The organism is Pseudooceanicola sp. NS-SX8 (assembly GCF_057380755.1).
The window spans coordinates 21,671-45,747 of sequence record NZ_JBXXRX010000003.1; the positions used below are offsets into that span (position 1 = coordinate 21,671).

A 24,077-nucleotide genomic window follows, 5' to 3' on the forward strand; every position below is an offset into this window, starting at 1 on the left:
AGGTTACGCGATGAAGAAACTTGTCCTCCTGATGGCCGTCCTCAGCATTTCGGCCTGCGCCACAACAACGCCGCTGCCGGATGTGAAAGGCTCGGTCGTCCGGCCCCTGAACCCGACCCAATGGGATTATCAGGCCGCTGTCCTCGAAAAGCAGAAGGAAATCGGCGTCACGCCCCAGATCGCGGACACGCGGGAGGGGGACGACGCATGACGGTATCGCAGGACAAGGACCTTGCCGCCTATCTGAAAGAGGCCCGCAACTTCGATTATGACAGCCGCCTCGCCGCCGAACGCTCCAAGCGGACGGCCTGGATCATCGCCGGGGCCGCCAGCGTCATGGCACTGACCAGCGTGGCCGCTGTTGGCTTCATGGCTCCGCTCAAGGAAGTGGTGCCCTTCGTCATCCGGGTCGATCAGGCCAGCGGCGTGCCCGAGGTCATGACCCGGCTCAGCGACGGCGAAACCACCTATGACGAGGCCGTCACCCGCTACTTCCTCGCCCGTTATGTCCGCGAGCGCGAGGGCTACACCTATGCCGAACGGGAGGCGATCTTCCACGAAGTGACGCTGATGTCCTCGCCGGAAGAACAGGCACGCTTCTCGACCTATTACAACGGCTCCAACCCCAAGAGCCCGCAATACGCCTATGGCACCGACACCAAGGCCGAGATCAAGATCCGCTCAATCTCCTTCCTGAAGGACGGGCTGGCACAGGTCCGGTTCTACAAAACCGAGATCAACGAGCGGGAAAACCTGACGACGCAAAGCCTCTGGGTCTCGACCATCGGCTTCGACTTTGACGCCGATGCGGAAATCAGCACCGAGGATCGTACGATCAATCCCTTGGGCTTCATCGTCAGCACCTATCGGGCCGACCCGGAGGTGACGGAATGATCCTGCGTACAGCCCTCATCACCTGTCTGGCACTCAGCGCCGCCGCGCCTGCCCTGGCGCTCGACATCCCGAACCCGTCGCGCTCCGACAGCCGCGTCCGCTCCGTCAGCTACAACGAATGGGACGTGGTCCGTGTCGTCGGCACCCTGCGGACCTCCGTGCAGGTCGTCTTCGCCCAGACCGAGGAAATCATTGACGTGGGCAGCGGTGACACCGTCGCCTGGGAGATCGTGCCACGCGGCAATATCCTCTATCTCAAGCCGCGCGAGGCCAATCCGCCAACCAACCTCCAGATCGCGACCATGCGCGAGGACGGCACCACCCGGACCTATTCCTTCGAGCTGATCGTCCGGGACGGCGCGATCACCAACAACTCCAAGGATGTCTATTTCCAGATCAGGTTCGCCTATCCGACCGACGAGGCCAACCGCCGCCGAACTGAGGCCGCAGACCAGAAGGCGCGGGCGCAGGAAGAGGCGGCCAAGGCAAGGTTGGCGGACTCCGTGGCAACCTCCGGCTCGAAGAACTGGCGCTATCTGGTCGCCGGATCGCATGACCTCCAGCCGTCGCAAGCCTACGACAACGGGGAAATGACGGTTCTGACCTTCTCGCGGATGAACCGGATGCCCTCGGTCTTTGTCGTGGACAGCTCCGGCACCGAGCGCATGGCGAACACCACCGTCCGCAAGAACCAGATCATCGTACATGACGTGGCCCCCGAAATGCGCCTGCGCCTTGGGAACCAGGTCACCGCAATCTACAACATGGGGCTGGGATCTTCGTCTGGTGGCTACACCGGCACCGGCACCACCAGCCGCTCCGTGCAGCGCGAAATCATCGGACAGTGATCATGACGACTGAAGAGCAAGCGCCGCAGGACGGTGCACCCGAACCAATGGAAAACGGCATCGAGGGCGAGCGCGGCATCTCCTCGATCACCAGCGCGAAATCCGCCGGGCTGAACGAGAAGAACAAGAAATTCCTCGTCGCTGCTGGCTTGGTCTTCCTCGGTACGATGGCCTTTCTCCAATGGCCGTCCGGCGAAGAGCCTGCGCCGCCCGAAGAGACCGAACGTCAGCAGACCACGATCCGGCCCGGGCAGAATTTCGAACCGGCGGAATTGCCCCGAGAGCAGGAGCAGCAAGCCCTGCCGGAGGAAGCGGCCCCCGAACCTGAAGCGCCAGTCGGCCCGATCGAGCGCGTGCGCCGGGAAGAACAATTGGCCCCGGCGGAACCGAGCGAGGCCGAACAACTCTACGAGTCCTCGAAACGCGCGCCTGTCATGGCCTATCAGGGAAACCTAACGGGCCTTGCCGGGTCGGCGGCCCAGGCAGGCACCGATGCCGGGGCCAATCTCTTTGGCGGCTCGGCCGAGGGCGCGGGCGGCAAGCTGACAGGGCTCGCGGCCGAGCTTGTCACCAGCGACCGGCAATCGGAAAAGGCCACCGTTCTCGCCCATCCGAACCTGACCGTGACACAGGGCACAACCATCCCCTGTTCGCTCGACACGGCGATGGATTCCACGGCCCCCGGCATGGTCCGCTGCACTGTGACCGACGACGTCTATTCGACCACCGGCGCAGTAATCCTGCTGGATCGCGGCACCCGTATCGTCGGCGAGTACAAGGGCGGGATGCAGCGGGGCCGCAAGCGCCTCTTCGTCATCTGGACCCGTGCCGAAACACCGAACGGCGTGATCGTGAACCTGGGCTCTCCCGGTGCCGATGCGCTTGGTCGTACCGGCTTCGAGGGCGACATCGACACCCAGTTCTGGACCCGCTTCGGCGGCACGATGATGCTGTCGATCATCGACGATGCGCTGATCGTCGCCACAACATCCGGCGATGGCGATGATGACTCCTATGAAAACTCCCGCGCGGCGGCGCGCAGCCTCGCCCAGACGGAGTTGGAAAACACCATCGACGTGCCCGTGATCCTGCGGAAGAACCAAGGCGAAGAGGCATCGGTCATGGTGGCCCGCGATCTCGATTTCTCCGGCGTCTACCGGCTGAAATGATGGAGAGGCCCATCACGCCGCAAGAAAGGCCCGTGCCCCCGGCGCTGGCCTCTCACATGGCCCCGCTGTCGCCCTTCTTAGAGCGCCATGACGTTCTGGAAATCTGCATCAACCGCCCCGGCGAGGTCTTCGTCGAATATGCCAACGGGACCTGGGAAAGGGTCGAACTGCCCGACCTGACCTATGCCTTCCTGACCGGCCTCGTCGCTACCGTTGGCACGTTCTCGCGGCAGAAGGTCAACGAGACGACGCCGCTCCTCTCCGGCTCCCTGCCGCAGGGCGAACGCATCCAGATCGTGCTGCCGCCTGCCGTCCCGGCGGGCACGGTCAGCATCACCATCCGCAAACCGGCGCAGCGGACCTTTTCGCTCGACGAACTTCTGGGTCAGGGCATGTTCGAGGGCGTCACCAACGCCCCCTCCGCCTTGTCAGGCGAGGATGACGCCCTCCTCGACCATCACCGCAGCGGCGACTGGAAGACCTTCCTGAACGCCGCCGTTCTGGCGAAGAAGAATATCCTGGTTTCAGGCTCCACCGGCTCTGGCAAGACGACCTTCTCGAAGGCGCTGATCCCGCTGATCCCGACCAGCGAGCGACTGATCACCATCGAGGACACCGTCGAACTGGAACTTCCGCAGCCCAATGTGGTGCGGATGATCTATTCCAAGGGCGGTCAGGGCGAGGCCAAAGTCACGGCCCGCGACCTGCTGGAAAGCGCGCTCCGGATGCGGCCCGACCGCATCTTTCTGCAGGAGCTGCGCGACGCCTCGGCCTTCTACTACCTGCGCAACGTCAACACCGGGCATGGCGGGTCGATCACCACCATCCACGCCGACTCCGCCACGCTCGCCTTCGAGCAACTGGCCCTTCTGGTGAAGGAGAGCGAAGCCGGGCGCGACCTCAAGCGCGACGAGATCAAGGACATGCTCTACCAGATGGTCGATGTGGTCGTTCAGATTAAAAAGACCGCCGCCGGGCGCAGGGTCACCGAGGTTTATTTCGATCCTCGCAGAAAGCTTGGGGGTGCCGCATGATCGTCCAGAATTGGCATCGCCTTGGCACCCCCGCACGGGCTGCCGCCATCTCGGCCGCGGTGGTCTTTGCCGTGGCCGGGGGGCTCATCACCGCCGCCTATGTCATGCAGTGGGGGCTGAAGGTTCCACTCCACCTGCCCCGCGACCTGCTTCTGTGGCCGCAGGCTGCGCTGGCCGGATACACCGATCCCGAGACGGTCAAATGGATCAAGCTCTCCGGCTATGCCGGTCTGCTGCCGACCATCGTCATCGCCGCCGCCATACTGAAGGCGCAGCCGAAACCGGACGTGCATGGCCGCGCCGAGTTCGCACGCGCCCGCGACATCCGGCAGGCGGGCATGAGATCGAAGGCCGGTCTGATCGCGGGCTTTACCGGCTCGCTGCCCTCCCGCAACTATGGCAAGCGGGTCGACAAATGGGGCCAAGCAGTCGAGCAAGGCGGCGCGGTCAGGATCCAGAAGGCCGGGCATCTGACCCCCAAGAACCTGCTGATGTATGGCGGCGATGAACACGTCCTGCTCTATGCCCCGACCCGCTCCGGCAAGGGCGTCGGCGTGGTGATCCCGAACCTTCTCAACTGGCCGGAATCTGCTGTGGTCCTCGACATCAAGAAAGAGAATTGGACGCTGACCGCAGGCTTCCGCAAGGCGGGCGGCCAGGAGGTGTTCCTGTTCGATCCCCTCGATCCGGACGGTCGCACACATCGCTGGAACCCGCTTTCCACGGTCCGGCGTGGCACCGATTACCAGATCGAGGATCTTCAGCGGCTGGCCGATCTGTTCATTCCGGTGGCCTCGAAAGACCCATTCTTCGACCGGGCGGCACAGACGGCCTTTGTCGGCGTCGGTGGCTATCTGGCCGAGACGCCGGAACGGCCCTTCACCTTGGGGGAAATCTACCGCCAGCTCACCCTGACCCCGGACTTCGTCCAGACCTTCCAGAAGCGGATCGAGGACAGGAAAAACTCCGGGCGTCCGCTGTCGCTTCAGACCGTCTCGACCCTCAACGATTTCCTGTCGAAGAGCGAAAATACCTTCGAGAGCGTGAAATCCACGATCACCGCCAACCTCGGCCTCTTTGCCAACCCGATGCTCGACCGGGCGACCGCTGCCTCGGATTTCTCCTTTGCCGATCTGCGCCGCAAGCGGATGACGATCTATGTCGGCATCACGCCCAACAACCTCGGTCGCCTCGGGCCGCTGATGAACCTCTTCTTCCAGTCCTGCGTCGATGCGAACATGCAGGAACTGCCCGAGCATAATCCGGCCCTGAAATACAAGATCCTGCTTTGCATGGACGAGTTCGCCTCGGTCGGAGAGCTTCCGGCCTTCAAGCGCGGCATCGGCTATTTCGCAGGCTACGGGATGAAGGTGCTGACCATCGTCCAGACCCCGGCCCAGCTGGCCGACCTCTACGGCCAGGACGGCGCCGATGCCTACATGGACAACTCCGGCGTCAGCATCGTCTTCACCCCGAAGGGAGTGAAAGAGGCGCGCAACCTGTCGGAACGGCTCGGCACGCATGGCGTGGAGGCCCGCAGCGAGTCCAAGTCCAAATACCTTGCCAACCGCAAGGGCACGACCGTCAGCCACAGCGAACAGAAGCGCTCCCTCATGCTGCCGCAGGAGCTGCTGCAAATGGACCAGAGCGAGGCGCTGGTCTTCGTCGCCGGACACCCACCGATCCGGGCGAAGAAGATCAGGTTCTATGCCGAAGCGGCCCTTCTCGAACGCTCCAAGGTGCCGCCGCCCGTGGTCCCCAAGATCGACCGCCATGCTTTGGCGGAGGCCGTGGCCTCCCTGAGAAACGAGAACGCGATGCTGCGCGAGAGCGTCTCCACCCTTCAAACCAACTTTGACAAACTGGCCGGTCTGAAAGCCTTCCAGGCCGCGAACGTCGCCAATGGCGAACCTGCCGAAGTGCCGATGACCGACGAGGAGATCGCCAACCCCGAGGGCATCTCCTTCGACCGGCTGGCCCTGAGCGGTCAGAAGGCACAGTCGAAAATCAAGGAGCTGAACAAGGCCGGACAGGTCGGAACACGCAAGGGCGCGGCGGACATCCTCGCCGCCCTCGGCTGTGACGTCGCCCCCGCGAAAGCCGAAAGGAAACGGAATGCCTGAGACGGACAAGAGCACAAGCTTCACGCTCTCCTACGCGCATAACGACAAGGAAGAGCGCTTCACTTCAGCCGCCGCTGCAGGGCGTGCCTTCGCGGATGCCGACGCCAGCCAGCATCCGCGCGTGATCGAGGCCACGGAAAAGGGCGCGCGCACCGTCGCCCACACGGTCACCGTCGGCACGGACATTCAGAAATCCGTGCCCACGCTCGACAGCGTCCGCAAGGATCTCACCGATCTCAACCGCGATGGCGCGGCCCCTTCCCGCATGATGCAGACCAACATGGACTTCTGGACCGGCTATCATGATCGCGTCGCGGAGAAGGCCAGCCCGGAAAAGCAGCCCAAAGATCATGGCTCGATCTCGCCAAGCGAGAGACCAAAGGCCAAACCGGATCAGGATCGCTTTGACCTGCCGCTGAGCTACCACGACAGGTTTCTCGTCACGAAGGCGAAGGGTCAGCAGGACCTCTACCGATCCTATGATGACGCCCGGCCTGCCATCATCGACAAGGGCGACCAGCTCAGCACCCGAAACGCGGATCGCGGGACCGCAATGGACATGATCGAGCTGGCCTCGCATCGCGGCTGGCAAAGCCTGAAGGCAAAAGGGCCGGAGGAGTTCCGGCGCGAGATGTGGATCGAAGGCACCGCCCAAGGCCTGAAGGTTCAGGGCTATCGCCCGACGGAGAAGGACCAGGAGGAAGCAACCCGCCGGTCCCAGATGATCGGCGAACGTGCCATCGAGCGGACGGACCGAGCCTCCCAACCCGGCAATTCCAGGACGCCCGATCGCGAAGACCAGCAGGCCGCGCCGCGCCAAAGCTATTCTGACGGCATCTCCGGCAAGATCACTGACATCGGCACCGCCCCCTATCGCAACCGCGAAGGGGCGGACCCAGTGCCCTTCGTTGCCCTGACCAGCAAGACGGGCAAGGAAGAGCATATCTGGAGCGTCACCCTGCCTGCCGCGCTCGAAAAGCATGACCTGAAGGTCGGCGACCGCGCGACCTTCTTCTCTCCCGGCGTCGAACCCGTGACCTACAAGACCAAAGACCAGAAGACCGGCGAGGAAGTCGAACGTCAGGGACACCGCCGCCTCTGGGACGCCAAGGACATCGAGCGTGAAACACAGCCGCAACGCGCGGCACAGGGCAAATCTGCGGCGAAGGCAACCACCGAGGAGACACCGATGGCCGACAAGCAGCGCGAGCAGGACACAAAGTCGGACCGGCTCGAAGACCGGATCAAGCGCTACGAACCGGGGGATCATGCCGCCAAAGGTCCGGCCAGCGTTCTGGCCCACATGGACGCGCGGCTCCGGGCTGAAGGGGTTTCGGAAAAGGACCGTGAGACTGCCCGCGACCACGCCGCCAAGCTTCTATCTCAAGGGATGAAATCCGGAAGACCGATCCCTGTCCAGAAACTAGCCAACGTCACCAAGGAGCAGGAGGCTCAAGTGCGTGGAGCGACCGCCAAGGAAACGAGACCTGTTCCTGAACGCCAGATGCCGGACCAGACCAAGGGCAGCCGCTCTAGATAGAGCGTCATGTTAACCTCACATTGTCGTTAGCCTCCAGCAACGGGAGGGCCTCTTCCGACTTGACGACTGGCCACCGGGAAGTGTTTATCGTCGATGGACGAAAGGAAACTGTGTGCTCGGTCGGGTCTTCATCATTCTTGTTGCATTGCAGCTCGTTGTGACGAGTGCATTTGCGCATGTGATGCCGATGGCCGAACATTGTGCAGAGCCTGCGGCTCAGCATGTGCATGGTGACGAAATATCCGTTCTTCAGGATCAGGTGGTCGACACTGCCTTCGAGACTGAGCAGCAGCCCAAGCCAATGGGACTGCTTCATTGTGCCAGCGTTGCTTGCACAGATCAGTCTGGAAATACGTCTGCTGTCGACCTGAACAAAGATTTCCGGATTGCGGACCTGAATCCGACTGAGCCGCGCATGGCTCTGCAGTCCGTTCTTCTTTCCTTCCTTCGGCCTCCTCTGGCCTGAGCGCGCCTGTCCGGCGTTGATTGCGGCGTGCCCGAGCGGCGACGTCCGGCAATCCGATCATTTGCGGCCTTGTTCAGGTTCGAACCTCTGGCCCAGCTGATCCTTCTCCCTCCCTTCACTGCTCGGCAGTGATCTCCTCTTTGCGGGGCCATCTTTTTGGTCCGCGCTCACGGAAAACACATGAAACACATGAATCTCTTGCGGCCTCTCGCCGTAGTGCTGGGGCTTGCCCTTGGCCTGCCCGCGCAGGCTGGCACCTATGACATCACTGTCGACAAGGTCCGGATCGACACCGGAACCTTCAAGAAGAACGGCATCGGCTACAACGGCAGCCAGACCCCGACCATCCTGCACTTCCAGGAAGGCGAAGACGTCGTCATCCGCGTGAAGAACAATCTGCGCGAAAGCACGTCCATCCACTGGCATGGCCTGATCCTGCCGTTCCAGCAGGACGGCGTGCCGGGCATCAGCTTCAACGGCATCAAGCCGGGCGAAACCTTCACCTACCGCTTTCCGATCGAACAGGCAGGCACCTACTGGTTCCACAGCCATTCGGGTTTCCAGGAGCCCGACGGCGCCTACGGCGCCATCGTGATCGCCCCAAAAGGCGGCGAGGCCGTGCCGACGGACCGCGACTACGTGGTGCAGTTCACGGACAAGCATCCGCACAGCGGATCGCGGATCTTCCGCAACCTGAAAGCTTCGGCAGACTACTACAACCGCGCGCAACGCACGGCTCAGGACTTGATCGAAAACGCAGGTGCCGAAGGTTTGAAGGCCGCCCTTCAAGATCGGAAGATGTGGGGTGCCATGCGTATGATGCCCACGGACATCGAGGATGTTCAGGGCTTCACACCGCTGATCAACGGAGCCAGCACCCAGCAGAACTGGACCGGCATCTTCAAGCCCGGCGAAAAGGTGCGCCTGCGCCTGATTAACTCCTCGGCGACGACCTATTTCGACGTGCGCGTGCCCGGTCTGAAAATGACGGTGGTGCAGGCCGACGGCAATGACGTGAAGCCGGTCGTGGTGGACGAACTGCGCATCGCCGTGGCTGAAACCTATGACGTGATCGTCCAGCCGCGCGAGGCCAAGGCCTATTCGATCATCGGCGAAAGTGCGGGCCGCACCGCGATGGTGCGGGGCACGCTGGCGCCGTCCGAAGGCATGGTCGGCCCCTACTACAAGCTGCGGCCACAGCCTCTTCTTACGATGGCAGACATGGGGGGCATGATGTCCGGAATGGATCATTCGGGAATGGACATGGGCGGCATGGACATGTCTGGGATGGATCACTCAGGCATGGACATGAGCGGGTTCGACATGTCGGGCATGGACCATTCCGGGATGGATATGGGCGGCATGGACATGTCCGCTGGCATGCCCGTCGTTCCTTCTGAAGGCGCACCGGGCGCTGCCTTCTATGCACCGGGCAGCGGGCTGATCCCGACGGCGGCCAATGGCGGCAAGTTCCTTGGCTACGAAGACCTCACGGCGCGCAAGCCGCTCTACCGTGATCGCCCCGCCACCCGCGAGATCGAGATCCGCCTTACCGGCAACATGGAACGATACATCTGGTCCATCGACGGCGTGAAATACGAAGACGCCGACCCGATCCGCCTGAAGTACGGCGAGCGGGTCCGGTTCAAGTTCGTCAACGAAACCATGATGGCGCATCCGATGCACCTGCATGGAATGTGGTCGATCCTCGACACTGGCAAAGGGGCCTATGACCCCGTGAAGCACACGGTCAGCGTCGCCCCCGGAACGACGCTCTACACCGAGACCGAAGTCGATGCCCCCGGCCAGTGGGCCTTCCATTGCCACCTCTCCTACCACATGGCCGGCGGCATGTTCCGCAAGGTCATCGTCGAAGGCGGGCCTTCCTAATGCGCACGTATTCCAAGGAAACCAATCACATGAAAAAACGACTGCTTGGAATGACCCTCGGGCTTCCGCTCGGGCTGGCTTTCACGACTGCTGCGGTGGCTGATCCGGGAATGTCACCGACAGTCTGGGGCGTGCGGACCGACAAGCTCGAATACCGGATGGGCGATGAAGAGAACTCCTTTGCCTGGGAGTTCGAGGCCTGGACGGGCAATGACGAGCTGCGGCTCGTCTGGAAGAGCGAAGGCGCGAAGATCGAAGGTGGCGATTTCGAAGAGATGGACAACCAGATCCGCCTCCAGAAACCGATCACCGAGTTCTTCGATGGCTTCATCGGGGTCGCCGCCTCCACGCCGGACGGCGCGCCCGAGCGCTACTACGGCGCTTTCGGCGTCACCGGCCTCGCGCCGCAATGGTTCGAAGTCGAAGCGGCGCTCTACGTTTCCGAATACCCCTACCTCGGGGCGGAGGTGGAGTATGAAGCTCTGCTGACCAACCGGCTGATCCTGACGCCGTCTCTCGAAGTCAGCCTGCCGCTGGCGGATGATCCCGCGCGCGAAATCGCGGCGGGCGGCGGCTCTGTCGAGCTGGGACTGCGACTGAGCTACGACCTGATCGGCCGCAGCGTGTCCCCCTATGTCGGCGTGAACTACGAACGCGCCTTCGGCGGCACAGCCGACATCCTGCGCGATCATGGCCATGAAGTCGACGAGCTGACCGGCGTCGTCGGCATCAACTTCATGTTCTGATTTTTCTGCGCCCTCTCGGCTCCTCCGAAGCCGCGGAGAGGGCGCAGCCATTTTCAACCTGAACCAAGCAAGGGAGCATCCCAATGAAACTTCGTACTATCCTGACGTCCGCCGCACTGTCGGTCGGTCTGGCCCTGAGCGCAGGCGCTGCATTGGCCCACGGCAAGGGCATGATGACCATGCCGGGCAACGGCCAGACGGTAGGCGCGGACACCAAGGTCATGCACCTGATGTTCAAAGACCCCATGCAGATCACCACCGTCACGATGAAAGCGCCGGACGGTAAGACCTACAAGATCAACGGTCCTGCTGCGAATGAGTCCGTGAAAACCTGGGAAGGCAAGCTGCCGAAGCTCGCACCGGGCAGCTACAAGATCGACTGGCGCGGCATGTCGCCGGACGGCCACCCGATGAACGGCAGCTTCGCGTTCAAGGTCGCGAACTGATCATGGGCGGAGTTCTTGCCGCACTGGAACCGGTGCAGATAGCCTCGATCCTCGTCAAGGCGGGGATGTATGTCAGTGTCCTGCTTGCGGCAGGCTCCGTGATAAACCTCTGGCTCCTGACGGAGCTGGATGCCGCTGCAAGCCGTCGCCTCAGGCGGCTTGCAGCAGGGTCAGCCGTCGTTGGCATTGTGTTCAGCGCGCTGAACATTCCGCTGCGGGCGGCTTTCTTCTACGGGGGCTTTGGCGGCGCGCTTGATCCGATGATGCTTCAGATCGCGCTGTTCAGCCCTCTTGGGCTGTCGGTTGAGGCCGACATTCTTGGCCTTCTCGGCATCGCGTCCATCGTGCTCAATCGCAGTTGGACACGACCTGTGGCGTTTCTTGGTGTTGTTCTTGTCGCCATCAGCTTCGCGCTGCGCGGTCACGCGACCGAAGATCCAAGGCTGGCGCTTGCAACGCTTTTCGTCATCCACATCCTGGCCGCGAGCTTCTGGATAGGGGGCTTCTATCCGCTCTATGATATGGCAGAGCGCGGCAACGAAGCAGCCGTGCGCACTGTCGAACGGTTCGGTCAGGCGGCGCTGGTCATGGTCGGGCTGCTTGTCGCAGCGGGCGTCGTGATCCTTGTGATCCTGGCGGGCGATCCTATCGCGGTCCTGGCCCAACCATGGGGGCAGTTCCTGACGCTGAAACTGGCTGTCGTGGCCCTGCTTCTCGGCCTCGCTGGGCTGAACAAGCTTCGGCTGACCCCGGCCCTGGCCGAGACCGGAAACGCCGGCCCGCTGAGGGCGTCGATCCGGTGGGAGGTCGCGGCCTTCCTCGTGATCCTGCTGGTCACTGCCACCTTCACGTCCACGGTCGCGCCGGAGCACGTTGGCTAAGCCGGAAAAACACCGGGGGCGTTACGACGACGCCCCCATTTCTCATCTCAGACCCCGAGGGCGCGCAGGCCCATCCAGAGGCCCATCACGATCATCATCAGGTTCTCGGTCAGGGAAATGAAACCGAGCGGCACGTTGGAGTTCCCGCCGACGCAGGCACATTTCAACTCGCGCTTGTCGATGTAGACGGCCTTGAACACGCTGACCGCCCCGATGGTCCCGATGAACAGGGCAACGGGCGCGGAAATCCATGTCAGGACGCCCGCAGTCATCAGGATGCCGGCCAGGGCCTCGCCGTAGGGGTAGATCTTGCCATAGGGCACCCAACGTTTCGCCAGCAGGTCGTAATTCAGGAACATGGTCGAGAACTGCTCGACGTCCTGAAGCTTCTGGATCGCAAGCACGGTCATGGACAGCGAGATGAACCACTGGAAGCTCTGCCAGGTCAGGATCGTCCCGTATTGGTGCCACGCCAGCCCAAGCGCCAGCAGGGCACAGACCGAAAAGATCGCGATGACAGGTCGATATGTCGTGTCGCTCTGTTCTTCCTTCGGCGGGTCGATCCCGAGGAAGATGCGCAGGTCGTCATGCCCCCCAATGCGCTCCCCGTCGATGAAGGTCTGCGGCGTCGTCTTGACGTCATGCTCACGCTTGAAGGCCTCAGTCTCGTCCTTGGTCTTCAGGTGATGATCTTCGACGGCGTAGCCTTTGCGCTCAAGCAAGTCCTTGGATTTCAGACCGAAGGGGCATGTGTGCTCAGGCATGACCATGCGGTAGAGAACGGCGGTTTTCGTGGTATCTTTTGGCATGATCATCTTCCTCAACTCGTGCAGGCGTGCTGACCGCGGAAACCGGCCTCGTAGTCAGGGCCCGCGCTGATGACGAAGTCCTGAAGGCCATCATCTTCCGTGTCGCGCACCTCGATCGTGATCGGGTCAGCCTTGAAGCTTCCTCCCGCGCCATCGAGGCGGACAAGATCCCCGCTGATCTTGACTAGGGCAGTGCCGTTTCCAGACACGAACACGGGCGGGCTCGTTTCAGTGTAGGTGAAGCTGCACGCGGCCCCATCCGGGAAGACCTGGGCGATATCTGCCTGAGTCAGGAACTCCGGATCGACCTTGGAAACGACCTCGCTGGACAGGGCGTCCTGAGCGGGCTTCAGTTCGGCTACCGGTGCATCCCCGGCGGGGGTCGCCTCTCCATTCGCCGAAATGTCCGCGATCAGATAGCGCATCTCCGCGATCTCCTTATCTTGGGCGTAGATGATGTCATCGGCCAAAGTGCGTACCCTAGGATCGGTGATTTCCGCGCGCGACGACGTCATGATGGCAATTGAATGGTGCGGGATCATCGCCCGCATGTAAGCCCGGTCCTGCACCGTCACCTGACTGCGCACCAGCCAAAGCGCCCCTGCGAAAACGATGATGGAGCCCGCGAATATCGCGATATTGAGCGTGCGGTTCTTGTACATGCCGAGCATGAAGGCCAGCATGACAAAGGCCATGACCGCCCCCATGACGATTGCCATATAGGCGCGTGTTTCTGACCAGAAGATATGGCTGATCAGATAAGTGTTCAGGTACATCAACCCGAACATCAGGACCGTAGACACGGCAATCATCAGGAAAAAGCGGGAATAGGCCATCGTCACCTCCGAGTGCGTTTAGGGGAATAACAACCTTCCAGTGGGTGGATGTTCCCTAAAAGTTGACTTTTCTCGGCCTATTCCTGCTGAGTTCTTTCACGTTGATAGGCGCGTTCGCGCTCGGGCCAGGTGGATTTGATGTAGTCGAGGATCGCTCGAATTTCCGCCTCGGTCAGCGCGTCACTAAAGCCGGGCATGTCACTTTCATATCCCCCGCCGACCACCGCGGCAGTCCCGTCCCGCGTGATGCGGAACAGGATGTCGTCGCCATGATGCCAGGTGTGGCCCGTTGCATCATGGGGTGGCGCAGGCAGGCGGCCGTCGGGACCGGGGCTGCGCCAGTCCGGCTGCCCCTGAAGCTCCGCCCCATGACAGGATGCGCAGTTCTGCTGATACAGAGCTGCGCCATCCATGCCTTCCTCTGCCGCAGCGGCCTGCGCCCAGCTTGCAAGAGTTGCTGCAAGTGCGATCAGGCCCTTCATGCGACCATGATCCAATTCGTCATTCCCGAAGCTGCGTGGCCCAGCATATGGCAATGCAGCAGCCACTTTCCGGGATTGTCCGCAACGAAGGCGATCTCCGTCGTCTCGTTGGGCATGACCAGAACCGTATCACGCAGCGGACCAAGGCTTCCGTCTGCCTTGCGCTCTCTGAAATGCATCCCGTGCAGGTGCATCGCGTGCGGGAAAATCGTGTCATTGGTCATGCGGATGCGGGCCGTCTCGCCGCGCGAAAGCGTGGCAAACGGCGCCTCTCCTAGCCCGGCCTGTCCGGCCAGCGCCCAGAACTGTCCTTGTTGCACCAACTCCTGCCAGGTCAGTTTCTGCCCGTTGAAGGCTGCGCTTTCCAGGCCGCGCATCGCACCGCCCTGCAGCGGCATCTCAAGGACAGGCGCGGCGCCCGCGCCCACAACCTCCATGCGCGGATTGCGTGGCAAGGGCTGAGGCGCACCGCGCGGAACTGAGGCGGCACGCCCTTCGACAGAAACTTCAGCCAGTACGCGCCAAGTATCATCCGCTGCGGCAAAGAGAAGTCCTGCGGTTTCCCTTTCCTCGGCGGTGACATCGACGATCAGATCCATGCGCTGTGCCGGTGCAAGCACAAGCGTATCCGTCACCGGTTCCGTCGTGTCGAGAGGCATGCCGTCGAGAGCCACCGTCCAGCCGGTCAGCCCTTCCAGCTTCAGACCGAAGATCTGGGCATTGGCCGAGTTGATCAGCCGCAGCCGCAGCCGCTCGTTTTGCCGGGCCGACAGGCTGAAATCGTAGCGCCCGTTCACGCCAACGAGGTTGCCGATCTGGCCTCCGTGGCTGCGCGTCATCGGCGCCGCGAAATCATCGACAAACAGGCCGGTATCGGGGTCCAGCAGCCAATCGTCGATCATCAGGACCTCGTCCCGGTCCACATCAGGCGGTGTGGCCTCTTCGATGATCAGGGCTCCGGAAAGACCCCGCGCGACCTGTTCCATCGAATTGGTGTGGGCGTGATACCAATAGGTTCCCGCATCGGGCAGATCGAAGGCGTAGTCGAAGCTCTCACCGGGCGGCACCGCATCCTGCGTCAGCCCCGCGACACCATCCATGGCGTTGTCGATCCGGATGCCATGCCAGTGAACCGAGGTCGGAACCTCCAGCGTGTTCACCAGCCGTCGCTGCAACCGGCTGCCCTGAGCGGCGCGGATGACCGGGCCAGGGATCGTCCCGTTGTAGCTCCAGACCGGCGTCGCCGGATAGCCATCCGGGGCAAGCTGCACTGTGGCTGCCCTAGCTGTCAGGAGCGCCATATCCTGAGCCTGTGTAGGGCGCGCCAGTGGCACAGCAGCGAGACTTGCGCAGAAGGCGCGTCGTGTCATCTTCATGTTAGTTGATCCCATTGGCGCGCTGTAATTCGCGGATGTAGGCGATGATCGACGTCACATCCGCGCGGGTCACCCCGGGCTGCGGCGGCATGTCGCCGAATTTCCAATGGTGTGCGCGTACGCCATTCGCAGCCGCCATCTGGAAGGCCATGTCGCCATGATGCGACGGCTCGTAGATCTTGTGGATCAGCGGCGGGGCGATCCCCATTTTCCCGGCGGCATTGTCACCATGGCAATCAGCGCAGACCGCATCGAAAGCCCACTTCCCCATCGTCCCCTCGGGCGACAACGTATCGGGAAGAGTGACGGCCACCATGGCCGCGCCCTCCGCTGGCGCCGTGATTTCCTGAACGGGGGCGGTTTGCTCGGAGGAGCGAGTGACTGCATAAGCACCAAGCGCCACGACAATAAGCGCGGCCCCGGCGAGGGTGAGTTTATTCATGATAGTATCCTGGCCTGCACGGCTTTGCGGGCCGCGCGCTCTGATGATGGGTCGATCGAAATCGACCCAGGTTCAACTGGAGCTGGCTCAGGCGCGGGGAGGTGGGAGGTCTAGAGACAGACTGATCGTCGTGCCACTTCGTGGCTCCGGCCACGCATGACGGAGGCGTGGCAAATCAGTGTCACGGAAAGGCTGACTGGTATCGAGAAGGGCATAGGATGCGCAGATCGCCATGTCTGCGCAAGACACGTCAGCTTGAAGCTGGTTCGCCGGGTTCTGCTGATCTATATGGATCGTCGTTTCTGGGCAGGCAGCACAGTCATGCATCGCAGACCCTGCCGCAGACATTTGCGGAAAGGCAGCCAGCATCATGAGGCTGGTCAGAACGATAACGGCGATCAGGCGCATTAAGACCCTCGGTTGCAGCATCGAAAATGAGTTCGGACGGCGGCATGGTCAATCCCAAAACTGCGCCAATTCTGGTGCTTTCAGCCTTAATCGCTTGAGTAGCCGATAGCCACAATCCCACCTTAGTGTCGGAATTCGGTGCCATGTAGCGTAGGCAAGTAAAGCCGCCGAGAGCTGGGAACGGGCGAATGTACCCGCAGCGAAGCCGCAGCAGATCATGGTCAGTTCGGGCTCTGATACGCTATTCGCCGTAGATTGCCCGAACGGCAGGTTTAGAACTTGCGAGCCCGTGGAAGGGCTTTCGCCCCCCCCCACACAGAAACTGCCTCTATCGTTGACGTCCACCCTTGTCTGGGCTCCCCTTCGATAGATCCTGCTGACGCTCTGGACCATCGACTGCGTGTCCGCGTCCACGCAGCACGGAACGCGTGCCCCCCTGCCCCGCCAGAGACCGGGCCATTTCGGCACGTTGCGTGGTCGTCTCGGTTAGTCGCGCTGCGAACCGTTTGGTTTCCCGCGCCAGGTCACGGTCCCTCGGGTCTGCTGAGCCAGCCAAGATCATCGCGGCTTGGTCATAGGTCGCCATCACCCTGTTGCGCCGCGCGATCAACGCATCATCCCACGCCTTCTGCGGCAGACGCCCGCCATTATCGTCGAGATCACGCCGGACTTGGCGCATCTTCCGGGCATCGACCAAAGGCTTACCGCCCCGTTGCCTGATCTTGTAGACCGGCGTCACCTCTCCCCGGCGCGTCACGCCTCGGGCATGACGAGGGGTGGATTCCGCTTCGATCCCGCGTGTCCGCAGCTTCTCGGCAAACGTGTCCCGCAGGCGTTGTAGATCAGCTTTCCGCAAGTTCAGCTTTTGACCGTCTTCTCCAACGGTGCGCAGCGTCAGGTGAACATGGGGGTGATGCGTATCCGTGTGCAGGGCCATCGCGTAATCATGCCGCCCTTGAAACTCCTTCCTTGCCAGTGCCCTGACCGCGTCTTTCACCGCTTCCGCATTTGCCGTGCCGGGCATCGAAAACACGATGCTTGTCGTGATCCTGGTCCGGTCAGTCGCGGAGCCTTCGCGGCGGTCCTCGTCGTGCTTCTCCATCCATTCGCGATAGATCACACCGACCTGCTGCCGTCCGGAAAAGGTCTCGCCCCGGTCGTTCTCGACCTCGATCTTTCCATTCCGGCTGATATAGGCGAGATGCTCTGAGGCCCTGACCGCTTCCGATGCTCGGCTGACTTTGATCGGATTACCGGACTTATCGTTCTTGGCAGGCTTGGACACCTTCACCATGACTTCCGGCGCGCCTTTGACAACACGGGCCAGCCGCGCCTTGTCTGCCGCCGAGATGGTCTGTGCCTGGACAGAGGAGCGCTCCGGCCGATCAGCGCCAGCCTTAGGCTTGCGGGTGCCGCCACCGACTGATCCGCCTGCCGGTTTGTTCAGTTCCTTGTTGGCCGCTGACGACCAGCAGTCCTGAAACCCCAGCTCCGACTTGAAATCGCTCATGGCTGCTCACCTTCTGCGGACTGGAACTGGAAGCGGCCTTCTGCGTACACGCTCAGTGCCATGCGCAATTTCGCGATGTCCTGGCGCAAGCCCTCAACTTCAGCCTTTGTAAGATCAGCCCCTGCACCCGTCAGGACACCTCGGTTCAGCGCGTAGGCAATCTGGTTGGCGTTGACGGCCAGACCGCGAAGCTGGCGATAGGCGGCACGAACTCCCCGCCTCTCGCCCGACACCATCTGCGGTGCGCTTCGCATCCGGGCCGACAGTAGAACGGCTGCCCAGGTCGATGCCGTGACACCTTGGGAGCGCGCCTCTTCCTCCAGATCCTGCCGCACGTCAGCGGCCAGTCGAACCGTTACTTTGCCCTCACGCCGGGCACGGGAAAGCGGACGACGGGGCTGGACCGGGGCCTTTTCTCCATCCAGCGCCAGATCAATCAAACGCCCTAAAAGGACCGACACAGTCTGCCCTTCCGAAGCGGCCAAAGCCTCAAGCTGGGCATGGCGCTCCGGAGGCAGGTACGTCTTGGCGGCTTTCTTCTGTGTGGGCATTTTCAACTCAAAAGTGGGCTACTTGCTGGCGATTAGCCTATCCTGCATTAGTCTAAATCCCAACCCAAAACGTGGTCCGGGACCACGTTTTTCGCACTCACCGTTTGGTCGGCAGAACCGGGACCACGCGCTCAAAATGTGGTCCCGGACCACATCGGAGAGCTAGGCCCGACGCGGCAGACAAAGAAAAACGCACCGTCCGAAGGCGGTGCGCTCCAACTTTTCAAGTCTGTTTTTTGAGGGCTAGCCCCAAAGGAAAAGCAGCCGATTGCGCGGCGTGACGCGGAAGACAAGGCTATCGAGATAGAAGGACAAAGCGCTCAAGATGACAAAGACACCAGCCATCAGAACCGGAGCAATGAGCCGATAGACGAACGGGATCTGATCGACCGCTTCAACGCCGTAGCCGGTGAAGATCATGACGGCTCCGGCCACAGCGGCAACCAAATGCAGCACCATCAGCACCGTGAGCATTGCCTGAACCGGCGTGCGGATCAGCAGCATTGCATTCCAGAGCGCGATCTTCACCATCTCTCGTCCTCCTCAGTCCCGCAGCAGCTCCACCAGCTCGACCTCGGCCAATAGCACTTCTGCCACCCGGTCATCCACCTCGAAGCGAATGAGAACAGACTTGCTGTTCGAGGCAGGCTGATCAAGCAAGGCCCGGCCAAGCTGCCCGCCATGACGGACCAGAAGAGCCGGAGATGCCGTTGCAACACGAGGCCGTGGCGATTGCGGAGAAGCGACCGTAGGCGCTTCACCCGGCTCGCCCCCCTGCCCTGCCACATCCGCAGTCCCAACGTTTGCATCGGGAGCGTCCTTCGCACCCTCAGCTTGCAGGGCCTCGGGTGCGGGTTGCACCGGAATCCCCACTTCGGGCGCTGCTCCTTTCCCGTCGATTTCCCCGCGCAGACGCTCGACCGTCACACGGGAAATATCCCCCGCCTCGTTCTCGCTGAGAAACTGCCGAACGGCGGCCTCGTCCTTCTTCCAGAGCGCGTTCAAATCCGACAGAGCGCGGATAGGTGCGTTCTGCGCGGCGGCTTCGCGCAACTCATCCGGCATCTTGGCCAGAGCCGCGAAACGGGACACCTCCCCTTCATTCCAGCCAAGCGCCTCGGCGATCGCGCTGCGCGACTGCCCTGCGGCCCGCATTGCAGCAACGGCCTCGGCCACCTCCAAGGTCGTCAGATCGGCCCGCTGCACATTCTCGGTCAACTGCGCCATCCGGAGCGCATCGGTCATCTCGCGAACGACTGCGGGGATCTTGGCAAGACCCGCCAGCTTTGCGGCCTGGAAACGCCGCTCGCCCATGATCAGCATGTGCTTTCCGGCATCATCGGCAGGCTGCACCGTGATCGCTTGAAGTACCCCCTGGGTCCGAATGCTCTCCGCCAGAGACGCCAGCTGATCCTGGTCGAAGTGGCGACGGGGCTGTTCGGGGTCCGGCATGATGTCATCGAGCGGGATTTCACGCTGCCCGGCCTGCGCAGGTTTGTTCTTCCGCGTCAGGGCCGACAGATCGCCGCTCTTCTTGAGGCGATCCAGCGTCTGCATCGTGCTGCCAAACTTCTTCTCGGTCATGGCTTAATCCTCCTTCTCGACGGTCTCGATGAACCAGTCGAAGAACTCGCCGAACTCGACGGCTGCGTCCTTGCCGCTGGCAGTCGGCACCTCGAAAACCGGGATGCCTTCCGCCTCTGCCGTCTCGTAGCCGACGCGGTTGCGGATCGCATGAGGCACCAGAAGGTTGGAGTAGGACTCGGCGACCGCTTGCAGGGTTTCGCGCTCGTTCTGCTTCACGGCATCAAAGCGGGACGGCAGGAGGCCAAGGAACTGGATGCCTTCGTTGATCTCCTGAACCTGCACGAAGGCTTTCAGCACGCCCTCGACCCCGTCCAGCGAGAAGCGCTTCAACTCGATGGGCGACAGCATGAAGTCCGCCGTCAGAAGCGCCCCGTAGACCAGCGCCGAGAATGTCGGCGGCGTATCGATGACGCAGAAATCCGCGCCCTCAAGCCCGTCAAGCGCCGCCACGGTGCTTTGCAGAACCGCATCATCGGAGCTGACAGGAACATCCCGGTCCCCTTCGATCAGGACAACTTCACCAGGATCGACAGAGAAGCTCGGGGCCTCACCGCTTTCGATCATCTGCAACGCGTTCCCGACCACCCGCTTTCCATTCAAGGCGCTGGTCAGGTTGCGCTGCCCATCGAGGTCAACAGCGATGACGGAATAGCCTGCGCGACCGAGATAGAAGGCGATCTGGGTCGCAACGGTCGTCTTGCCGACACCGCCCTTGTTATTCGCGATTACGATCGTCTTCACGGCCTGCTCCTTCCTCGTTGGTCTGTTGAGCGATGCCCCATTGCTTGAGCGCATCGAGGACGATTTCGCCCATTGTTGTTTCTCGCTCGAAGGCCTCGCGCTTGAGCGCGCGATGCACGTCGACCGGCATATTCATGGAAAACATGCGTGTTGGGTTGCTCATATACCTCTCCGCAAGATGCACCGGATTTCCGGCTGACATAAGCGCGGCGCCCTGATCTCGGGCGACTAACCTCGGCCACTTGCGGCCGCGGCGAGACGCATGTCTCGGCGCGGCAAATTTTCTTGGCCCAGGCTGCGTGCCTGTAATGACATACATACAGCCATACATAAGTACATTCTTCAAACAGAAAGAGGCCCGCATCTGCGAGCCCCTTTCAAGGTGTTGCCGATGTGCTCAGGCGGCGATCTCGCTTGCGCCGCCAGCAGCTGCGGCCTCCAGAACGAAATCTGCGGCCTTCTGCGCGGCGCTTGCGGCCTTGAAGATCGCGCGCTTGTCATCTTTCAACACCCCGAGCCAGCTATCGAGATAGGATGCGGCCTCGTCGATGGTCGGCTCTACGCCAATGCGCGCCCCAAGGAAGCAGCTGCCGATTTCTGCAATCAGCTCCTCGCGGGCATAATCTGCCTTCGTGCTTCCCATCTTGAAGCGGTCCAGCCGCGACCGATGGCCGGTCCAATGCGTGACCTCATGGCAAAGCGTCGCCGTGTAGTGCTGCGCGGAAATGAAGGCGGATACGGGCGGCATCTGGATACGATCCTCCGCAGGGACATAGCACGCCCTTGCACCACCATGTGTGACGCGGGCACCGACGGCTTGGAAGAACGCATCGACCTCCGGCATCGACTGGGTGCCAAGATCCTCCTGCACCTCGGGGCGGCGATAGAACTCCTCCGGCAAGCCCTCGATCTGGTCGGCGTTGAAAACACGATAGGCGCGGGCATAGGGGATCGCGACCGCCTCGCCATCGTCATTCTCCCGCTCGACGGTCCCGTATTTCACCACCGTCGATGACTTTTGGCCTTTGCGCACATGCGCGCCCAACTCCTTCGCCTGCTTGAAGGTGAACCAATGCGCCGAGCCGAACCCGTTGGCATGGGCTGCAAGCCACAGCATCAGAACATTGATCCCGCGATACGGTTCGCCATTCGACCGCAGCGGGAACGAGACGCCTTGCTCCCCGCCGGACCAAGGCTTGCGCCACGGCGAAACGCCCGCCTCCATCGCCTCAATGATTTGGTTGGTGACGTGCTGGTAGATGTCGAAATCCGATTTTGCCATTTGTGGCCTCCTTCAAGGTGAGACGGGGAGGCTGGGTGCCGTCCTTCCGCCGATGGGCTGCGCCTCGGCCACCTGATCCGACCGAAAACGCATGTTTTCGGCGGAACAGAGTGGGGGAGGGCGAAGCCCGACCCACGGGCCTGAACCGGACAGTCAAAGGATCGGAGACGAGGTTGGTGCGGCCCGCAGGCCGCAGGCCGAGGACACGGCCTCGTTGGAGACGACGCGCCTGCGCGGCGCTTGTCTTTTGACTTTCCGGGTCAGGTCTGTTGGGCGGACCAAGAAAGAGAAAAAAGCCAGGGCGGGGGTGAGCGGGCGTAGCCCGTCGATCCCCTGGCCTGACCTCTGATTGGATGTGACCCGCGCAAGCTGCGTGGGTCTCTTCTGATTTCTAGGAAAAGGGCAGGGGCTTAAGGCGCGCCCCCGGGACCGTCAGCCCTCCTCGGGCGGCCGATCGAGGTTGCGCGCATAGCTAACCTCGACCTTCAGGAAGCCGGGGACGCTGAGCGCAATGGAGATCTTGAGGTTCGCTTTTGTGGTGAGGCTTCGCAGGATTGAGCGCAGACGGGCGATGATCTTGTTCATTGTGGAGCTCCTTTCGGTGTTGGACGATTTCGGGAGATCACCGCGACGGCCCAGATCGGACAGGTGCACCGCCTGCGGTCGCAACGAAGCGCAGCGCAGTGGAGAAGGGCTTGCCCTTGCACCAGGACGAGGCCGGCGCACGCTCTCCCCAATAAATCGCCACACCGCGAAGGCGCTTCAGCACACTGACGGATGCCCGACGCCGCGCCCATTCCTGCGCTACCTCACCTCGAAGCGACTGCGAAATGCGGGCCAGACCTTTGGCCGAGACGGATGCGCCTGAACGACCATTCGGCCGCGCTGAGGATTGACTCGGAGAGACAAACCGCAGCGCTTCAGGACGAAGGGAGGGCAGGGGCGTCCGGCTCGGGGTGGAGACCGGCCCTGCCGGTCGGAACCTCGGCACGCGGTCCCGCGCATGCGCGGGATTCGCCCTGCTCAAACGTCCCGCCGCGGTTTCCCACAGGCCCCTCTCTCGATACTTGACGTCTCGTTCGGGGCCTGCTCCGGCCTGAAACTCCGCTCCCAAGGTCGCTACATTCCAGGCTGGAAAACCGCTCAGCCCCAACCGCCGCCACAGCACTACCCGGCGGGAAATGTGGTCCGGGACCACATTTGGAATTTGCCGCAAGATCGAAAATTGCGCGCAGAAGGAGAACCGCCACGCCCCGAAAAGGTCGCGGCACATTCAAAAACGTATCTTCTTTCAAGATGTTGCCATGACGCGGATTGGCGTCTTTCCGCGCAAGGTTCGAACAGCAAGGTTCAACCACAGACTGTTTCAAAGTAGCAATTACGGGCTTGGTTCTTGGTGGGTGAATGACCGCGACGACCGTTTCCTTGAAGGCTCTGAAGAGGCTCAGGAAATTGACGTCATGGGCTCCCGACCGGGAGCAGGCACCCCGTTCTCAGCCAACCGCTTCTCTCAAGCGGCGAGCCGACACGACCTGTTGTGCCGCCGGTCTCTGATCCTGTGGCGCGACACAGACGGACCAAGAAGGAGGTACAAATGGCCCAAACAAGCGAGGCTGTCCGACAACCGAAGCGCGCCCTTTTGCTCGGCAGCAGGGTGCGCCAGTTCATCAAACGCGGTGGCCGCCTGCGCTACGAACCCCATAAGGACCCGGCGAACGGCAAGCTCGTCTGGGTGGTTATGGGCGTCTTCCCCGACAAGACGGAAGAGCCGGTGTTCACGACGACATCAGGCGAGCACAAGCACTTCCGCTCGGCAGATGCCATGATCCAGTATCACCGCCAGATGTGCCCGGATGAGGATGTTCTGATCGTTCCGATGCCCGCGAGCCATTAGCTCACGGATTGGAATGGCCCTTCCTGGGGCCATTCCGCCGCGCCAGCGGCTCCCGCGCGGATAGCGCCAGTCCTTCCAGGGCAGGGCCTCGTGCCCTGACGTGGCAGGACACCAGAAGGCCC

General features: G+C 62.1%; 26 protein-coding genes. 13 read left to right on the plus strand and 13 right to left on the minus strand.

Going from position 1 to position 24,077, the window contains the following annotated elements:
• Positions 1-10: 10 nt before the first annotated feature.
• The 12 genes from AC2IR1_RS23020 to AC2IR1_RS23075 all read left to right on the plus strand — a co-directional run bounded on the left by AC2IR1_RS23020 (position 11) and on the right by AC2IR1_RS23075 (position 12,037).
• On the plus strand, positions 11-211 hold the full coding sequence (locus AC2IR1_RS23020; RefSeq protein ID WP_486476558.1) for a hypothetical protein: 201 nt from the start codon (positions 11-13) through the stop codon (positions 209-211).
• Positions 208-894 (plus strand): VirB8 family type IV secretion system protein, encoded by a 687-nt coding sequence (locus tag AC2IR1_RS23025; RefSeq protein ID WP_486476559.1) that lies wholly within the window; start codon positions 208-210, stop codon positions 892-894. Before AC2IR1_RS23020 ends, AC2IR1_RS23025 begins: the two co-directional genes overlap by 4 nt.
• Entirely contained in the window at positions 891-1,742 is an 852-nt protein-coding gene (virB9, locus tag AC2IR1_RS23030) for a P-type conjugative transfer protein VirB9 (RefSeq protein WP_486476560.1), read from the plus strand. Before AC2IR1_RS23025 ends, virB9 begins: the two co-directional genes overlap by 4 nt.
• Before the next feature lie 2 nt (positions 1,743-1,744).
• Entirely contained in the window at positions 1,745-2,911 is a 1,167-nt protein-coding gene (virB10, locus tag AC2IR1_RS23035; protein WP_486476561.1) for a type IV secretion system protein VirB10, read from the plus strand.
• Between the two features lie 32 nt (positions 2,912-2,943).
• Positions 2,944-3,945 (plus strand): P-type DNA transfer ATPase VirB11, encoded by a 1,002-nt coding sequence (gene virB11, locus AC2IR1_RS23040; protein WP_486476562.1) that lies wholly within the window; start codon positions 2,944-2,946, stop codon positions 3,943-3,945.
• On the plus strand, positions 3,942-6,068 hold the full coding sequence (locus AC2IR1_RS23045) for a type IV secretory system conjugative DNA transfer family protein (protein WP_486476563.1): 2,127 nt from the start codon (positions 3,942-3,944) through the stop codon (positions 6,066-6,068). Before virB11 ends, AC2IR1_RS23045 begins: the two co-directional genes overlap by 4 nt.
• Positions 6,061-7,608 (plus strand): LPD7 domain-containing protein, encoded by a 1,548-nt coding sequence (locus AC2IR1_RS23050; protein ID WP_486476522.1) that lies wholly within the window; start codon positions 6,061-6,063, stop codon positions 7,606-7,608. Before AC2IR1_RS23045 ends, AC2IR1_RS23050 begins: the two co-directional genes overlap by 8 nt.
• 112 nt (positions 7,609-7,720) lie before the next feature.
• Entirely contained in the window at positions 7,721-8,074 is a 354-nt protein-coding gene (locus tag AC2IR1_RS23055) for a hypothetical protein (RefSeq protein ID WP_486476523.1), read from the plus strand.
• Positions 8,075-8,254: 180 nt separating this feature from the next.
• Positions 8,255-9,964 (plus strand): copper resistance system multicopper oxidase, encoded by a 1,710-nt coding sequence (locus AC2IR1_RS23060; protein ID WP_486476524.1) that lies wholly within the window; start codon positions 8,255-8,257, stop codon positions 9,962-9,964.
• A gap of 29 nt (positions 9,965-9,993) precedes the next feature.
• Entirely contained in the window at positions 9,994-10,710 is a 717-nt protein-coding gene (locus tag AC2IR1_RS23065) for a copper resistance protein B (RefSeq protein WP_486476525.1), read from the plus strand.
• Positions 10,711-10,793: 83 nt separating this feature from the next.
• Positions 10,794-11,156, plus strand: a complete 363-nt coding sequence (locus AC2IR1_RS23070; RefSeq protein ID WP_486476526.1) for a copper resistance CopC family protein — start codon at positions 10,794-10,796, stop codon at positions 11,154-11,156.
• A 2-nt stretch (positions 11,157-11,158) separates the two neighbouring features.
• On the plus strand, positions 11,159-12,037 hold the full coding sequence (locus AC2IR1_RS23075) for a CopD family protein (protein WP_486476527.1): 879 nt from the start codon (positions 11,159-11,161) through the stop codon (positions 12,035-12,037).
• A gap of 47 nt (positions 12,038-12,084) precedes the next feature.
• Here AC2IR1_RS23075 and AC2IR1_RS23080 read toward each other — a convergent pair whose 3' ends face one another.
• The 13 genes from AC2IR1_RS23080 to AC2IR1_RS23140 all read right to left on the minus strand — a co-directional run bounded on the left by AC2IR1_RS23080 (position 12,085) and on the right by AC2IR1_RS23140 (position 22,646).
• Entirely contained in the window at positions 12,085-12,846 is a 762-nt protein-coding gene (locus tag AC2IR1_RS23080) for a MauE/DoxX family redox-associated membrane protein (RefSeq protein WP_486476528.1), read from the minus strand.
• Between the two features lie 11 nt (positions 12,847-12,857).
• Positions 12,858-13,682: a DUF6692 family protein gene (locus AC2IR1_RS23085; protein ID WP_486476529.1), complete on the minus strand. Its 825-nt coding sequence runs from the start codon at positions 13,680-13,682 to the stop codon at positions 12,858-12,860.
• Positions 13,683-13,759: 77 nt separating this feature from the next.
• Positions 13,760-14,164 carry a c-type cytochrome gene (locus AC2IR1_RS23090; protein WP_486476530.1) on the minus strand — a complete coding sequence of 135 codons (405 nt, stop codon included), beginning with the start codon at positions 14,162-14,164 and terminating at the stop codon, positions 13,760-13,762.
• The gene (locus AC2IR1_RS23095) at positions 14,161-15,540 is read right to left on the minus strand and encodes a multicopper oxidase family protein (protein ID WP_486476531.1); all 1,380 of its coding nucleotides are present in this window, start codon (positions 15,538-15,540) and stop codon (positions 14,161-14,163) included. Before AC2IR1_RS23095 ends, AC2IR1_RS23090 begins: the two co-directional genes overlap by 4 nt.
• Position 15,541: 1 nt before the next feature.
• The gene (locus AC2IR1_RS23100; protein WP_486476532.1) at positions 15,542-15,982 is read right to left on the minus strand and encodes a c-type cytochrome; all 441 of its coding nucleotides are present in this window, start codon (positions 15,980-15,982) and stop codon (positions 15,542-15,544) included.
• Positions 15,983-16,718: 736 nt separating this feature from the next.
• Complete coding sequence (locus AC2IR1_RS23105; protein ID WP_486476533.1) at positions 16,719-17,900, minus strand: relaxase/mobilization nuclease domain-containing protein; 1,182 nt, start codon at positions 17,898-17,900, stop codon at positions 16,719-16,721.
• Positions 17,897-18,451 (minus strand): MobC domain-containing protein, encoded by a 555-nt coding sequence (locus AC2IR1_RS23110; protein WP_486476534.1) that lies wholly within the window; start codon positions 18,449-18,451, stop codon positions 17,897-17,899. Before AC2IR1_RS23110 ends, AC2IR1_RS23105 begins: the two co-directional genes overlap by 4 nt.
• 243 nt (positions 18,452-18,694) lie before the next feature.
• Complete coding sequence (locus AC2IR1_RS23115) at positions 18,695-18,982, minus strand: hypothetical protein (RefSeq protein ID WP_486476535.1); 288 nt, start codon at positions 18,980-18,982, stop codon at positions 18,695-18,697.
• A gap of 12 nt (positions 18,983-18,994) precedes the next feature.
• Entirely contained in the window at positions 18,995-20,035 is a 1,041-nt protein-coding gene (locus AC2IR1_RS23120; RefSeq protein ID WP_486476536.1) for a ParB/RepB/Spo0J family partition protein, read from the minus strand.
• Between the two features lie 3 nt (positions 20,036-20,038).
• Entirely contained in the window at positions 20,039-20,779 is a 741-nt protein-coding gene (locus AC2IR1_RS23125; RefSeq protein WP_211785583.1) for a ParA family protein, read from the minus strand.
• Positions 20,754-20,942, minus strand: a complete 189-nt coding sequence (locus tag AC2IR1_RS23130; protein WP_146178904.1) for a hypothetical protein — start codon at positions 20,940-20,942, stop codon at positions 20,754-20,756. The genes AC2IR1_RS23125 and AC2IR1_RS23130 overlap by 26 nt, the downstream gene beginning before the upstream one ends.
• A 234-nt stretch (positions 20,943-21,176) precedes the next feature.
• Positions 21,177-22,061, minus strand: coding sequence for an ArdC family protein (locus tag AC2IR1_RS23135; RefSeq protein ID WP_486476537.1), 885 nt, complete (start codon positions 22,059-22,061; stop codon positions 21,177-21,179).
• 432 nt (positions 22,062-22,493) lie between these two features.
• A complete protein-coding gene (locus AC2IR1_RS23140; RefSeq protein ID WP_486476538.1) occupies positions 22,494-22,646 on the minus strand; it encodes a hypothetical protein in 153 nt (50 codons plus the stop codon).
• A gap of 1,009 nt (positions 22,647-23,655) precedes the next feature.
• Between AC2IR1_RS23140 and AC2IR1_RS23145 the strand changes: the two genes are divergently transcribed.
• Positions 23,656-23,955: a hypothetical protein gene (locus tag AC2IR1_RS23145; protein ID WP_107978919.1), complete on the plus strand. Its 300-nt coding sequence runs from the start codon at positions 23,656-23,658 to the stop codon at positions 23,953-23,955.
• Positions 23,956-24,077: the final 122 nt, after the last annotated feature.

Bases quoted from the DNA above. Each gene is read 5' to 3' on its own strand.
- AC2IR1_RS23080 (WP_486476528.1), bottom strand. From the start codon at position 12,846: ATGCCAAAAGATACCACGAAAACCGCCGTTCTCTACCGCATGGTCATG.
- AC2IR1_RS23045 (WP_486476563.1), top strand. From the start codon at position 3,942: ATGATCGTCCAGAATTGGCATCGCCTTGGCACCCCCGCACGGGCTGCC.
- AC2IR1_RS23115 (WP_486476535.1), bottom strand. From the start codon at position 18,982: ATGGTGAAGATCGCGCTCTGGAATGCAATGCTGCTGATCCGCACGCCG.
- AC2IR1_RS23095 (WP_486476531.1), bottom strand. From the start codon at position 15,540: ATGAAGATGACACGACGCGCCTTCTGCGCAAGTCTCGCTGCTGTGCCA.
- AC2IR1_RS23145 (WP_107978919.1), top strand. From the start codon at position 23,656: ATGGCCCAAACAAGCGAGGCTGTCCGACAACCGAAGCGCGCCCTTTTG.
- AC2IR1_RS23105 (WP_486476533.1), bottom strand. From the start codon at position 17,900: ATGAGCGATTTCAAGTCGGAGCTGGGGTTTCAGGACTGCTGGTCGTCA.
- virB10 (WP_486476561.1), top strand. From the start codon at position 1,745: ATGACGACTGAAGAGCAAGCGCCGCAGGACGGTGCACCCGAACCAATG.
- AC2IR1_RS23065 (WP_486476525.1), top strand. From the start codon at position 9,994: ATGAAAAAACGACTGCTTGGAATGACCCTCGGGCTTCCGCTCGGGCTG.
- AC2IR1_RS23140 (WP_486476538.1), bottom strand. From the start codon at position 22,646: ATGAACAAGATCATCGCCCGTCTGCGCTCAATCCTGCGAAGCCTCACC.
- AC2IR1_RS23020 (WP_486476558.1), top strand. From the start codon at position 11: ATGAAGAAACTTGTCCTCCTGATGGCCGTCCTCAGCATTTCGGCCTGC.
- AC2IR1_RS23085 (WP_486476529.1), bottom strand. From the start codon at position 13,682: ATGGCCTATTCCCGCTTTTTCCTGATGATTGCCGTGTCTACGGTCCTG.
- AC2IR1_RS23120 (WP_486476536.1), bottom strand. From the start codon at position 20,035: ATGACCGAGAAGAAGTTTGGCAGCACGATGCAGACGCTGGATCGCCTC.
- virB9 (WP_486476560.1), top strand. From the start codon at position 891: ATGATCCTGCGTACAGCCCTCATCACCTGTCTGGCACTCAGCGCCGCC.
- AC2IR1_RS23025 (WP_486476559.1), top strand. From the start codon at position 208: ATGACGGTATCGCAGGACAAGGACCTTGCCGCCTATCTGAAAGAGGCC.
- AC2IR1_RS23090 (WP_486476530.1), bottom strand. From the start codon at position 14,164: ATGAAGGGCCTGATCGCACTTGCAGCAACTCTTGCAAGCTGGGCGCAG.
- AC2IR1_RS23130 (WP_146178904.1), bottom strand. From the start codon at position 20,942: ATGAGCAACCCAACACGCATGTTTTCCATGAATATGCCGGTCGACGTG.
- AC2IR1_RS23060 (WP_486476524.1), top strand. From the start codon at position 8,255: ATGAAACACATGAATCTCTTGCGGCCTCTCGCCGTAGTGCTGGGGCTT.
- AC2IR1_RS23070 (WP_486476526.1), top strand. From the start codon at position 10,794: ATGAAACTTCGTACTATCCTGACGTCCGCCGCACTGTCGGTCGGTCTG.
- AC2IR1_RS23135 (WP_486476537.1), bottom strand. From the start codon at position 22,061: ATGGCAAAATCGGATTTCGACATCTACCAGCACGTCACCAACCAAATC.
- AC2IR1_RS23050 (WP_486476522.1), top strand. From the start codon at position 6,061: ATGCCTGAGACGGACAAGAGCACAAGCTTCACGCTCTCCTACGCGCAT.
- AC2IR1_RS23110 (WP_486476534.1), bottom strand. From the start codon at position 18,451: ATGCCCACACAGAAGAAAGCCGCCAAGACGTACCTGCCTCCGGAGCGC.
- AC2IR1_RS23100 (WP_486476532.1), bottom strand. From the start codon at position 15,982: ATGAATAAACTCACCCTCGCCGGGGCCGCGCTTATTGTCGTGGCGCTT.
- AC2IR1_RS23075 (WP_486476527.1), top strand. From the start codon at position 11,159: ATGGGCGGAGTTCTTGCCGCACTGGAACCGGTGCAGATAGCCTCGATC.